Raw genomic sequence first — 13,406 nt, forward strand, 5'->3', positions numbered from 1 at the left:
CGCGCCACCCGATCGGCCTCTTCTTCGTACATATCCCCTGGCGTGCCGAGGGTCAGCTTCCGCTGTACCAGCGCCCCTGTTGCGGGTAGCGCCAGAGTAGCATTTTCCAACCTCATCTCCTGGGACAAACCCCCGAATAAGGGTTGACGCTGAATCCTCCCCTGACTGACCGGCATCATACCCCCCAGCATTGGCATCTCGCCTAGCATCGTGGCGTTTAGACTGGATGGGTGAATGTGGGGATGTGTCTCCATCAGGAGTCCCATTTGCCGATTGCCGATCGCCCCTTGCAGGTCGTCCTCCTGGTGTACCGGGGATTTTACGCTTGTTTTGGTAGGGTGCGATCTTGCTGGGGCTGCAGGGTTCTTTTGGTGCGTGCTTTGTTTGTCCATTTGTTCCTCCTTCCACAATGTGTTTTGTACGAGTTGACTGTTGACCCAAATTGTCGGGGGAAAATTCGGCCCTTACGTCCCTTCTCCTGCCGGTGCCAGTTCACCTTGCGGTTGCAGTTCGCCTGGACTATCTTCGGGCTGAGACACTTCACCATTCGCCTCACTGTCATCTTCGCCGATGACTTCTTCTAGTACCTGAATTGCCCCGCTAATCCGCAGGAGAGTTTCTCGCAAGTTGCGCTGTTTGGTTTCATATTCCGCGTAGAGTTTTTGTCCCGCTTCATATTCGGCTTTGAGGGTTTTTAGACGCTTTTCTATGCTCGGTTTCATTCGCTCTCCTTCTTTTTTAGTTTTGCGTTAATGTCTAGCCTTTCCCTATTTGATCTCATTCAGTCGGTTTTGGATTGCGGCGATCGTTTTCTGGTGTTCTTGTAGCACTTTCGTGAGAATAGGGATGACCTCAAATGGTGATATGGTCTTTCTGTCTTCACTGGCAAGATTTTCTGGCATCTCTTCTGCAATAAATCCTAAGTTCTGCCGGAAAGCTCGCCCTATTTTATAGTCGTATTTTACTGGGGTCAATTGGTCTATGGTTCCGATTGCCTCCTCGGCCGAAAGAGATGTAATATTTTCTTTCTTCTCTCGTGTACTCACAATTTCTAATGTCATATATTCGTGTTCCAGAGCTGCGTCCTTAAATAATGCCGTCATCTCCGATCTTTTATCACCCGCATTACTCAGATACAGCCCTCTGCTTGATTTTATTGTGATATTTCCCCCGCAAGAAATCCCCTTTGTAATCTTGACTTTTCCCTTGAGATATATATCCGCTTCTCCTTCGTTCGCGTTGATGTTTATCCCATTGCTGCTGTTGATGTAGAGGTTCGATCCTATCGCTTCTATATCCATTTGATCGCCCGTATCCCTGAGTCTCAAAGCTTTTCGTCCTGCCTCTTGGCTTCCTATTACCAGCTCGTTTTTTCTTGCACCTGCATCGATCTTTAATGTTGCCATTGATACGTTAGAATTTCCTAGGTTTAAATTTCCGCTGACATTCAAATCCTTTAGTTGCGTGTTCCCTGTGACTGTCAAACCGCCTTTTGCAGTTAAGTTTCCTTGCGGATCGATTTTGACTAAAGGATCTGAACCGTTGCCATATTGTCCTGCCGAGGAAAAGAAAAAGTCACCTTTGTTTGATACAAATCTGACCCACTTGCCTTCTTCTTGTGAATAAAGACCTAAATCTGGGTTCTCTTCTTTGCTTAAATCAATTTCAGACGCTCCTTTTTGGATAGTGCCTTTGGTGATAGTGACTTTCCCATCCGTGATTTTTCCGGCTGTCAGACTGCCTGGTGTTGTGATATCTCCTGTCATGGTAGTTTTTCCTGTTACGGCAAGCGTTCCGCTAATGCTCAAATTGCCAGTAAGAATAGCTAAATTTTGATTTTCAGCGCCATGCGATCGCAACGTGACTCCCTCCCCATCTTCCGTAGGTAAGCAAATCCCTGAATACTGTCGGACACTCTGATCGATATTTTCCTCATTTTCAACTTTACCCCCCTTAATTGTCAGCTTTGCAAGTGGTATAACGTCTGGTGTAGTTGATTTACTTTTCTCATTACTTAGCTCAAATGCGGGCTTTTCTTGCACGCGCCGATGCGTTTTGTCCTCACTACCCTGTTTTTCTGTTAGCTCCTCTTCATATCTAATTGATAAAGTATATTCACCATTTTTTAATGGTTTAGGGTTGGCTACTTCCTCTAATCCAACGGATTGATCGTCTGGCAGAATAATTTGCCGTCCTTGTGAATCGATCGCCGTTCCTGCTGATACCTTTACTTTCTTATCTTCACCTAGGCTGACTTTCAACCCCTCGGCAATCCCTGATACATGGAGAAGACGGTTGTGGCGGCGCTGACGGTCTATATGGTATTTCTGTTCTAACTGAAAGTCATCTTCAAGTAGATACTGACCAGCAAAATAGTTGGGTCGCTGGTTTATTGCTTTTTCTTGTTCTTTGTCTATTTCGTTGGGTGCCATCTTGCGTTTCCTCTCTGTTATTTTTATTCAACTTTTACTTTACAATTCGATATTTTTGCTGTTTTTTTTCTTCTTTATGTGGGTGATGGAGATGCTTCTTTTTTTATTACCATATCGGTTCCCAAAATTGTATTCCCTTCTCTCGGCGGTTTTCCTTGAATCTTAAAAATTCTCAAGCCTCGCTGTATTTTTTCTCCCTTTTTATCCAATTTAATTTCTTCTTTTTCCTGTTCATTCGACGGGGGTTGCGGACGATATTTAACAGTTAGATTGACTTCAACTTGGCGATCGCTCAGGTTATCAACGATTACATATACATACCATTTATTGTTTTGCTCCGTCTGCTGTTGTGCCACTGTGTATGTAACTTTCAAGGGATCGCTGCTGTCGATTTTCTGATCGTTGGGTTCTGGCTGTCCCAAATTAGCTTTAATTCTGAGCCTCAAAGAGCTTTTGGGTGTATTAGTTTGACTGACAGTGGCGACGATCGTACCAGGTTTATCCAAACAGATGGGATACACATTGCCCGTGATCCGCATTGTTGGCACCAGAATTTTCAGACCATAATAGGTATGCGCTGGCTTCTCCTGGTCAATAATCGCCTTGGCAATTCGAGCCTGTCGCCAATACTTTTCCACGTCAGGATCTGGTAATGTTACCTGGACTTGAAAGTAGTGCGGCGGATCGTCAAATTCAAAAACCTCAACCTTTTCAGGCAAATTAGAGCTTTTCAGATAAAGCTGTAGAATTTTTTCAAGACCTGCCTTTGTTCCGCGCCGACGATACAACGGCACAATTTGTCTGATAAACTGGCGCTTGGTTTCCTCCGTCCATTCATCCCGCAAGCTCAAAGCCACCCAACCCGCCAACCAAGGTAAAAATTCACTCTGAGCTTTATCAGAGTCTTCTTTTGTCGCCGGATTAAAGTAAGTATGGATGCGGTTAATTTCTTCTTCTAACCCGTGTTGTTTCAAAAACGGATCTTGAGGTTCGGGAGAGGATAAACCGCTCAAAATCCGCTCGAAAGCCAGTAAGAACCGCCCCAAGAACGGATCGGCTTGCTGGCTTGCTGGCAGATACTCCAAATAACTACTTACTCTGCTTGATTGGTTATTGGTTTCCATTCTCCCCCCCTTTGTTCCATCATCGTAAAACTATTTTTGTCAACTTGCACTGCCACCAATTCATTGTCATTGAGGATAATGCTAGTCAGGTTATTATTATCAGTAAGCTGCTCTGTTTTGGTAGCACCAGATACCTCAAGGTTGACCCCCCGAACATAATCCACCCCAGGCAATCGATCCAGTAATTGATAAAGTTCAGAAATGTAGACATTCTGACCAAACGGCCAACCTTTGCCCTCCCAGTAGGTCTGTGAGTTAAGGGGAGCGAAGAAATTTTCTACCTCCTTGATTGCCTTGTCTGGAACTGTCAATGGATTAGCACCATCCTCTAGATATAACTGCGCCCTAATTTTTAAATGCACATAATCGGGGGCTACGATGTGAAGGCGAGTAGTCAAGAGTCGCCATTCATCCAGATATTCCATCAGAGCCTTGGTTAGCTCTTGTGTGGGTTTGGGTTCTTTGTCTATAGATTCCGGAACCACCACCAAACTTATATGTCCGGGAGCTTTTCTGGTTCGGGCTACCGAGTCTGTTTGACTCAGATTCCGTTCTGGAATGCAGCGCGATCGCCTGACCTTACCTTGAATTGTGTCACTCTTCCACGCCAGCGCCAGTTTCTCGAAATCTTCACAACTAACTGCCCGATCGTGTCTTTGCAGGTCTAAAACAGTTTGTCGAATTGCTACCTGTAAATCCCCTTCCAGCTTCCATTCAGGGCCATTGAGCAGCAAGAGAAACGTTTCCACATTCTTGTCGGTAACACGATTGACCCGATACAATGCCATCTCCGTCAACCAAGCCAGCAACTCAATCAGGATAATTCCAGTATTGCTTGGATTGTGGTCTGTCCACTCCGGACACTCGATCGGAATCAGAGAACGCGCTTCTTCAACAAGGTCAGCATAGGTGCGGTCATCCAAATTCGGCAAGGGTAATGGCATTTTTATGCTCCCTCCTTTGGCAAGTTCGAGCTAATAATAAGGGTGCCAGAGTAAATCAACTGCTCAGGAGATAAGTGTTTCGTCTCAGGGTCTGGTTCGACCTTTAAAGACCGAACGTGGTCTACCCCTGGAATTGACTGGATTACTGCATATAAATCTGACTGTTGAGGCAAACGCCCCAAAGCCCATCCCTGACCTTTTTTTCCTCCTGTCAGGGGATGTAGGAATTTTTCCAACTGCTGAAGGACTGCTGCTCTGACCGCATCCGCCGTCTCCAGGGATTTCGGAACCACCTCAGCCGTAACCGATACAGCCTGCCACTCTGGACCAGTAACTTGTAAGTCTACACTGGGGTCACAACGCTCGCGCATATAAGCCTTCACCCGATCGATCAATCCCAGACTGGGAACAGGTTGAGGCGCTGTAGTTCTCGGCACGATCAGGATTCTGATTTGTCCGGCATTGTCAGCTTTGGCTTTGTTGTGATTATCTAAGTTGGGAGTCTTGTGGTCTAGCCACAAGTTAGGATCGAGCGGGTTGAATCGGTTGTCTTTTTGATCCTTGGACTTCTTTTTAAAAGTAGGAGCGATCGCTTTTGCCCTAGCGACATCCGGTAAAGCTTCGTAAGCCAAATCCTCAAAGTCTTGAATCGTTACAGCCCGATCGCGGTGGCGAAGAAACTTGGGCCCTCGTTCTTTTACCCGATCGATAGATTCCTGTTCCGTTCCCCCCCCAGCAGCTTCCAGGTTAGTCACCTTTTCTATATATGGAACCGTAGTTTTTAGCTGAACAACGGTATTAGCAGCCAAATTTCCCCGCGTCCCGCCACCCGTTTGATACTGGGACAGGCGAATATTGTTGCGTCCTTGAGGCGGCACCATACCATACTGCCCATCCCCAAACCGCACTTCTCCCGTCAACCGATCCAAGACATAATGGCGATCGCGCGGCTTAGAACCATAGAAGTCCCGCACTTTATGCCAGCGCACCCATACAGCTTCTATCTGTCCAGCCTCATCCCTGACAACCTTCACCGCATCATTTCCCTCTAGTAACTCGATCGCTGCCCGTTCCTCAGCAGAGGGAATCTTGACTTCCTGCACTTCTAGCTTCTCACCTTGGAGTACGGGTTTTTGGACGGTACGGAAAATCTCACTGGTAGTGCCATCACTCGACCCTAAAATTTCATTTTCCAGGGTGATTGCCTGAGTCGCCCACATCGTATTGGTCAGCAGTCGTTGCAGGCGAGGCGGTACGCGAAACTGACCTTCCTGCCAATTTACTCGCAACCAGAAAAGCTCTTGACCAAATTCCGAAGTTTTTTTCCAGTCAGTTGGGCCGATAAACTGAATCAGTCCCCGTTCAGCAAAAGCTTTCGTTTCATCTTGAACTCCCAACCAAGACCACCCGGAAGGACTAGCATATTCCCAAACCAGTCGCACGGGTTCTGTATCGTTCGGTTGCACAGACTGTGGGGGTTCTACCTGAGCAAAAAGGCTTGTGTGTCGATTCGCAAACGGTTTGTCAAAGCCCAGGTAGATAGCCGGATATCGATCGGCTGTCGCCTTAAAAGGCTGAAAAGATTGCAGAACTTTCGTGTTTTCGGCTAAATCTTGAGTCAAGGCTGACCGGATCGTGAGCGTTTGGCGATCGACATTGACTGCTTCTATTTCACATTCAAATTCTTGTGTAGTGCTGCCATTAGTCGGGACAATTCGCAGGCGATCGCCTGCCCTAAAATGCTTAACACTAGACAGCTTGAGAAGTGTTTCCCCTGTCTTAGCTTCTGCTTTCAGGGTAGTGAAAAACTCCACTAATTTTCCAGCATCCCGATCTGCTGCTAATCCTGACTGTAGGGTGACGGTTCTCTGTTCGAGATCGATCGCTTCAATTTCCTGTTCTTCTGTGCGATCGGTCCACAGGCGATCGCCTTTAGCAAAACCCAAGACACTAGCAAGTTTGAGAATTTTTTGCCCGGATATTGCTTCTTCTGTGAGTGCAGTACTTAATAAATCTACGTAGTGAAAATCGTTATAGGCACGACAAGCTGATAAAGAACTACTAGCCTCATAGGTATAGCTCAAACTCAACGACTTCACCGATGGCGGTCCAAAAGTAGAGTCTGAAAGGAGCATTACACTTGTTCCTTTAGGATAGGGGGGGGTGATTTCCCCTTCCAGAGTGAGCGTTTTTCCCTCGAAATCAATGCTTTGAATAGATTTTTCTTCTGGATTTCGACCGCCAGAGCCTATCTGGATACGGTCATTAGGCATAAAGCCTCTAACGCTATTGACAGTTAGTACAGTTTTCTTATTTTTGTCATCAGTTTTGCTATTTTCACTTAGTGTTGTAATGACGGTTGCTTGAGATGCTTTAGTGCCGTAGTTACCTTTAATGATTCGAGCCCGAAGCCAGTAATTCTTTTCCCCATTGACTGTTGTTGAGGTGATATGAGGAGGGAGGGTAAATTGGACATTTTCCGCTTTGCTAAAAGCTTGAGTTTTATCACTAAAACTAGAGTTTTTTAGAGACTGCCAGCCTTGACCATTCCAAACTTCCCACTCAATTTCCAAATCAGGTGAAGGGTTAATTGGTAAAGGAGGAGGGCTACTTAGTTGCACCTTCACTGTAATTGAAGCTCCTGACCGAGCAAACACCTCTTGGCTGGCAATATACAGCGTGTCGTTAAAGTGGGTCTGTTCGCCGAAGGGATAAAAGTCTTTACTGAGATCGAGGGGAACCGTGTTGAAAAAGCACAAATCAGGTGCTATACCGCTAGACTCAATCTTTGCCTTAGCACTAACACTATTAATATAAGGGAGTTGTAACGAGTTTTGGGATAAAGATGTATCCAAACGTGCCCGTAGCCATCCAGCCTCTAGACAGTTGATTTTGCCTTTGATAGGGACTGGCAAATGTAATTGAACCTGCCACTGACTGTTAGTTGGTGGGGATGGAAGATTTGCTGGCTGTAGTTGTTTCCAAGCTAAGCCATCCCAGTATGACCAACTGATCTGAAATTTTGCTAACTCTAATGCTTGAGGCGAGTTAATCGTCAGAGTAACGGTTTTAGTACCAGGCAAAGTAAAGAGTTCATCGCAAGCTAAATAGAGACAATGTTCAATAGGCTGTTCTGCTGTAAACGCCTCAAATGCAGCATCTTTTTTTCCTGTTGTTGCTTGTGAAGTGCGATCGCTATACTTGTCTTTCTGAGGTTCCCGCACAAACACCGCCTTCAGTTGGGCAGTCGTTACAACCAGTTCGCGATCGGTTTCAAACACCACTTCTTCTTCCTGTTCCTCAGCAGGTGGGGCAGCTACCTGAGTGTGGGCAGGAACCAGCGCATCTACAGGACTCATTTCTACTAAAGAAAAAGTCAGAGGCACCTTGGCAGGCTGAGGAGGCAATAGCTGAGTGCCAATTAAGTCGAGGAAAGCCAGGAAATTTTTGTCTGGGGCTTGATTGAGGCGATCGCTCACTAATGCCGCCATGCGCCCAAAAATGCGAATCAGCCCCATCCCAGCATCGGGTTCGCCTTGCCAACCTTTGACCTTTACTAACTCGTTACCTTTTCTTTGAGCAATTTTTTCAGCTAATTCTTCAGTGATTAAATCCCCTGATTTTCCAATTGTATTGCCTTGATTATCAATAAAATTTTCATCTAAAACGCGACCAGCTAAGGCGCTAGGCTTTGGCTCAACCAAAGCGGTAAAGTGTTTTACCAGTTCAACCGTTTGGTTAACGATGCCATCATAACTGCGATTGTCAATTTTGGGAGGCTGAATCGACATAATAATTACTGTAAATAAAACGGATAAACCAAATTAAACCGATTATTAGTCGTGCGAACCTGATAATTAATTAAAATCAGCAATCGATTCGGCTGAGCTTCATCAGGATTAGCATCTACTTCCAGTAGATCGATACGCGGTTCCCAGTCAATCAGCGCTTGACGCACTTCGTTAATGACTTGTCCGATCGTGCCGGGGCTATTATTGGCAAAGACCAGATCGTGAATGCCACATCCAAAATCGGGTCGCATAATGCGATCGCCTTTAGCAGTACCCAGAATCATCAAAATCGACTGGCGAACGCAATCTTCATTGTCTGCCATTTCGATTTTTCCGTCCTTGAGCTTCACCGGCGATGTCCATCCCACCCCTAAAAAATCAGCATTCATTTACATTCCCTTCACGCGAACTTGAGTCACCAAAATATTCAACGAAGTGCCAGTGGGTATCGCCACCGCTTTGCTATCCTGTAGCAAAACAGGCTGTCCCATCACCTTGACTCGGAGTGCAGCACTCACCCACTGCGCCATTACGCAAGGGCCAACGTTAGCTGGCGGTGGTGGATTGACGCAACCTGCAACGGTATAGGGAAATACCTGAGTCACCACAGGTTGTCCCATCACTTTAACTCTGGGATTAGGGGCTGTGGGTTGTGCTTGTCCCCCATGAGCGCAAATAACACTCGCCCCAGCGTGTAACAAATATCCCGGCATTTCAGATTACCTCCAACGCACCATCGTTGATTTTAACACCTGCCATGCACTTCAAAGCCATGCCAGCATTAGCTTGAATATTGCAATTAGAATTGGCTTTTACTTCAACTTTTGAATTGGCTTTAATTTCACAATTTTGCTGAGTTTGAATAGCTAAATTTTTACACTTGATAGAAATATCTCCATCGCTGCTTTCCAGACTAATTTTACCTTTGGCTTTTATCGAAATATCTTTTTCTCCTTCGATGCTAATCGCGTTATTTTTTGAATCGATGACAATCTGGTTTTTGCCAGTACCATCGCGGATAGTAATCTTCTCAGCATTTTCCGTATCGTCCAGAATAATCTGATGACCGCTGCGCGATTTAATTACCCGAAGATTGTTTTTGCCATCGGTATTAGATTCAGGCGGCTTATCCTGACCATTCCAAAGCCCGCCCAAAATATAAGGAGAAGAAATATCGCCCCGATCGAAAGCCACTAACACCTCATCATCGACTTCCGGCAAAAAGTAGAGTCCCCGCTGCTTCCCAGCCATCGGCGTCAGTACCCTCGCCCAGTAACTTTCATCTGTCTCAGACAGCCAAGGAAATTTTACTTTGACTCGCCCCAATCCCTCCTCATCTTTGTTATTGGTCACGATGCCTACAGTGACGCCGTAAAAGCGATCGCTTCCCTCATTTCCATCCTGTAAATAAGATAGCATATTCATTGCCCTTACGCCGCATTCCTCCTGACAGAAAATTCCGTGCGATATCCTAAATCTTCCGAATAAATATGAGTGACAGAAGTCAGATAATAAAGACCGCTAAAACGTTTACCCAAACCCGTAATTTCGATAGTATAACCGACACGAAACTCTGGATTTCCCTGACAAATTCCTTCGCCCGTAATATAAGCCAGAGCCATATCATTATACTGTCCTTTAGCTATTTGTTCTGCTTCCGCTTGACTTAATACAGGCTGATTAATAATAACATGACTGGCTTTACCGAAAGCGCGATTAGTATTTTTTGGCCCGCTAGTGCCTCCTTTCATGGTAGTGGTTTCATCGCCAGCCCCCGCTTTGCCAACCAGAGCTTTTTTCTGCTTCACATCCCAGGTATGCACTTCTACGTGTCCCACCTGGCTCATCGTACTCAAACGAGGCGAAAATTCTATTAAATCGTCGCTTCTATTGAGCGTCAAAACTTTTTGAGTATTATTTTGGTGCGCTCGAAAGTAGAGGGTTTTGCCTTCTACTGTTACTTCATACCCAATGCGCTTAGCCCGTTGCTGGAGAAATTCTAAGTCGGTTTGGTTAGCTTGTAAAATGTATTCCAATTTTATACTGGTATCTTTAACTTTGCAACTAATTCCCTGTTCTCCAGCTATTTTACTAGCAATAGCGCTATCTTTCACCTGAGTAAAAGAGCGAGTTTTACTGCCCCTTAATAGCCGATGGCGCAAATCGTGGCCCCGCACCACTAAAATCGGAGTTGCCGTTTGGGAAAATTCCGGTTCTAAGCCGGTAATTTCTCCAACAATTAAAGTTTTTAAACTGTTCCCATAGCCCATTTGAACTTCGACCGTATTTCCAATATCGAACAATTCACTATCTGCCCAAGTAATTTGGCTTTTTACCAGATTCCAGTTCACCAATTCCAGGGTAAACATAGCGGGTATGTCCAAATCTTCGGAAACGGTTACTGAGAGTAAATCTCCGACTGTTTCCATAGGTAAGCGGTTTCCTTTGATCAGGACGTTCAACTTGGGAACTAATGAGTCAACTCCACTAGGGTTAGGCACTGTAATTATTGCCTCCCTTGCGTAATGCTATCCGCACGCCTTGGCGGTATCGTCAAAGGCTTACCGGGTTCCAATAAACGCGGATTATCCATATTATTTTCTTTGGCAATCAACCGCCACAGAGCAGGATCGTTATATTCTTGCGCGGCGATGCTGCTGAGAGTTTCTCCTTGCTTAACAATCCGAATCGGGTCGTCTATTGGATTTTCAATCTTTTTTTGTTGTGTGAGGTCTTGCCACTCCTGAAAATTGCAATTCAATTTAGCAGCAACGGGAGTTCCATCTTCTAAAAAATGGGTAAGAGTTTTAGTTAAAGATTTAAGGATTCCCAGAGGCAATAAAACATTTTTACCCCAAATTATTTGACATAAAGGCGGTCTGGCATTTTTCCCAATCAAAGTTAAGCTGTAAATTTGCTTCGTATGGTTTTGAACGTTTTCGGGCGGATATTTCCCTAAAGTTGTAGTGTCAAAAAATAACTCAATAGTTAAAGTCGCGGGTGCGCGACTAGCAACTAAGCCCTTGGCATCTTCATCCCAACCTGTTTTGCTAATTGTCAATTGGTTGGGATTGAATAATGCTTGTATTTCTTTATCTGGTTTTCCTTGAATTTTGTCTTCAATTAGAAATTTTAGTTTTTCTAGCGCCATCGTTTTTGTCCTCTTCGCTCACTTTCGATCGCCAGCCGTCGTATCAGTTTACGCTCTACTTTGTCTGCTAAACTATCCAGGTCAATCTGAGTTGGGCTGCTTGTCTCAGTAGGAGACGAATACTGTACTGGTATAGCTGAACTTGCAGAACTATTGGCAAAAGTGCTGGCCGAATTGTTAGTATCAGCATGGGGAACAGTTCTGGCGATCGCAACTTCAGTTACTTTTCTATGTTCTGCCTTTTCTCCAGGGCGATATTGTTTAGTAACTAAATCCTGACTCTCATTAGCTGCTACTGTTCTGTAGCTGGGTAATGGAGGAACAGACCATAAAAGTTGGGTATCCAATCCCTCCCAGCTAGGGACTATATTTGGCTTAACTAATAACTGTGAATTTCGTCCGGTTAACTCCGTCTTTTTTGCGCCCAACTCCTCCGTAGGAGTTAATAGCATATTTCGAGTTTGGGTAGCCTGACTTATAACTTTTACTGTAGAGCTATACCCTTCATTTGTCAATACCCTATCTGCCATTATTTCGCCAAACAAAGGAGCAGTTGGCGATGCCATTTCGGAAATCGAGTCCGGCGTAAACTTAACTAGAGGAAGTGTTGATTCCCCCAGTTCGCTGCTAACTGACTTTGCGGGCCTACTGGGGGATAATATATCGGCAGATTGAGTGGCTGAGTCTAATTTGGCCTGAACAACAGGCAATTGGTTAACTGAGATTTTGGAAAAATCTAAGTTAGAATTTGAATTTATCGGAGTAGCTGACTGATTAGGCTGACCCATATTATCTAAATTTCTTAAACCTGAACCAATATAAACCAAAGATTCGCCTAGAGTCTCTGAAATACTTTCCGGAATATGAGTTTGTTTTCGGTCGTTTACTTCACTTAGTTGCGAGCTTTTCCGAGGCAAGTTATGAAGTAAGGTTGATTCGCTCCCAGGAGCAAATTTGGCTTGAATAATGGGTACTTCTTTTCGATGTACTTTAGGGATAGATGAAATTTCTGAGAGATTAACTTTTTCCCCATTTTTTTCTGGAATAGGTAGAGGATGAGCGTAAACGAGGGGAAGATGATTCGCTGATTGAGTCGTTACACTAGACCAGCGCCGATCCATTTGTGCAAGTAAGGGTAGCCGATCGCTCAGTCGGTGCGATCGCGAAATAATTGCTCCTGCTAACACAGAAGTGTTAATCAGCCCTGGCTTTTCTAAAGGGCGCATCAATCGCGCTTGGAACTTTTGGTCAATTCCATCCTGCCAATTCGTTTTTTCAGTTAAAGAGCGCTTAACTTCCGACATAATTTAAACCAATCCCTTCCGGCTAAAAATCTAAGCTTTATCAATACCCTGGTGAATCAACTCCAGTCTTTCAACCGCCACTTCATTGGCATTGCGGGCATTAAAAGTAGGGCCGGACCACTTCACCGGATAAGCATTTTTAAAATTCCATAACATCACAGGAAATTGTTGGCCGTTCAGCAAAATAATCGTGACATTTTTGAGTTGAATATTGCCTTTAGCTGCCGATTGATACCAAGTCCAAAGCGTATCATTCAATGTCAGACCGTGACTTAACACAAGATTCGGGTATTTAGTGCGTCTGGGAAATTGATGGCTATATCCATTCACACCTCCTTCTTGATATGGTTCTAAATCAATTTCGCTCTCTAGCCCCGTAACTTCACTAAATCCACCCGTTATTAACCCTTCAATTTCGAGATAAAAGTTAGAAGCGTTATAAGGATCGAAACGAATGCCTGTTAAGCTATTTGCGAAACTTAACCCCACATTTAACAGTGTTTTTTTCACGATTTACTCCTGAATAACTCCTCTTCTAAAAACTAGACCCCAAGCGCTCGTTTAACTTTTGATTGATTCGCAGAACTTCAGCAACCCACTGCTGTCTTTCTCGGTGTTCAAATCTCATAATTTGTTCGTAAGACCAGTGAAAGTGATAGG

The 13,406-nt window shown here is 44.8% G+C and carries 14 protein-coding genes; all 14 read right to left on the reverse strand.

All coding sequences use genetic code 11. From position 1 onward, the window contains the following. Positions 1-392: hypothetical protein (locus tag QT990_RS33795; RefSeq protein ID WP_445305471.1), on the reverse strand; the 392-nt coding region annotated here is incomplete at its 3' end. Between the two features lie 72 nt (positions 393-464). Beyond that, a complete protein-coding gene (locus QT990_RS33800) occupies positions 465-722 on the reverse strand; it encodes a hypothetical protein (RefSeq protein ID WP_333466294.1) in 258 nt (85 codons plus the stop codon). A 45-nt stretch (positions 723-767) separates the two neighbouring features. Further along, entirely contained in the window at positions 768-2,432 is a 1,665-nt protein-coding gene (locus tag QT990_RS33805) for a tail fiber domain-containing protein (RefSeq protein ID WP_333466295.1), read from the reverse strand. A gap of 74 nt (positions 2,433-2,506) precedes the next feature. Beyond that, a complete protein-coding gene (locus QT990_RS33810; protein ID WP_333466296.1) occupies positions 2,507-3,556 on the reverse strand; it encodes a phage tail protein in 1,050 nt (349 codons plus the stop codon). After that, entirely contained in the window at positions 3,526-4,500 is a 975-nt protein-coding gene (locus QT990_RS33815; protein WP_333466297.1) for a baseplate J/gp47 family protein, read from the reverse strand. Before QT990_RS33815 ends, QT990_RS33810 begins: the two co-directional genes overlap by 31 nt. A 2-nt stretch (positions 4,501-4,502) precedes the next feature. Then, positions 4,503-8,291 carry a putative baseplate assembly protein gene (locus QT990_RS33820; RefSeq protein ID WP_333466298.1) on the reverse strand — a complete coding sequence of 1,263 codons (3,789 nt, stop codon included), beginning with the start codon at positions 8,289-8,291 and terminating at the stop codon, positions 4,503-4,505. A 5-nt stretch (positions 8,292-8,296) separates the two neighbouring features. After that, on the reverse strand, positions 8,297-8,680 hold the full coding sequence (locus QT990_RS33825; RefSeq protein ID WP_333466299.1) for a GPW/gp25 family protein: 384 nt from the start codon (positions 8,678-8,680) through the stop codon (positions 8,297-8,299). Then, the gene (locus QT990_RS33830) at positions 8,681-9,004 is read right to left on the reverse strand and encodes a hypothetical protein (RefSeq protein WP_106333757.1); all 324 of its coding nucleotides are present in this window, start codon (positions 9,002-9,004) and stop codon (positions 8,681-8,683) included. Position 9,005: 1 nt separating this feature from the next. Then, positions 9,006-9,710, reverse strand: coding sequence for a phage baseplate assembly protein V (locus QT990_RS33835; RefSeq protein ID WP_333466300.1), 705 nt, complete (start codon positions 9,708-9,710; stop codon positions 9,006-9,008). Between the two features lie 11 nt (positions 9,711-9,721). Then, positions 9,722-10,792 carry a contractile injection system protein, VgrG/Pvc8 family gene (locus QT990_RS33840; RefSeq protein WP_333466301.1) on the reverse strand — a complete coding sequence of 357 codons (1,071 nt, stop codon included), beginning with the start codon at positions 10,790-10,792 and terminating at the stop codon, positions 9,722-9,724. Positions 10,793-10,797: 5 nt separating this feature from the next. Then, positions 10,798-11,442: a CIS tube protein gene (locus QT990_RS33845; protein WP_333466302.1), complete on the reverse strand. Its 645-nt coding sequence runs from the start codon at positions 11,440-11,442 to the stop codon at positions 10,798-10,800. Further along, positions 11,433-12,746: a hypothetical protein gene (locus QT990_RS33850; protein ID WP_333466303.1), complete on the reverse strand. Its 1,314-nt coding sequence runs from the start codon at positions 12,744-12,746 to the stop codon at positions 11,433-11,435. The genes QT990_RS33845 and QT990_RS33850 overlap by 10 nt, the downstream gene beginning before the upstream one ends. A 30-nt stretch (positions 12,747-12,776) precedes the next feature. Then, positions 12,777-13,256 carry a phage tail protein gene (locus tag QT990_RS33855; protein ID WP_333466304.1) on the reverse strand — a complete coding sequence of 160 codons (480 nt, stop codon included), beginning with the start codon at positions 13,254-13,256 and terminating at the stop codon, positions 12,777-12,779. Positions 13,257-13,281: 25 nt separating this feature from the next. After that, the coding region (locus tag QT990_RS35950) for a DUF6760 family protein (protein ID WP_445305472.1) at positions 13,282-13,406 on the reverse strand (125 nt) is incomplete at its 5' end.

This window comes from Microcoleus sp. T3_B1 (assembly GCF_036700445.1).
Taxonomy (GTDB): domain Bacteria; phylum Cyanobacteriota; class Cyanobacteriia; order Cyanobacteriales; family Microcoleaceae; genus Microcoleus.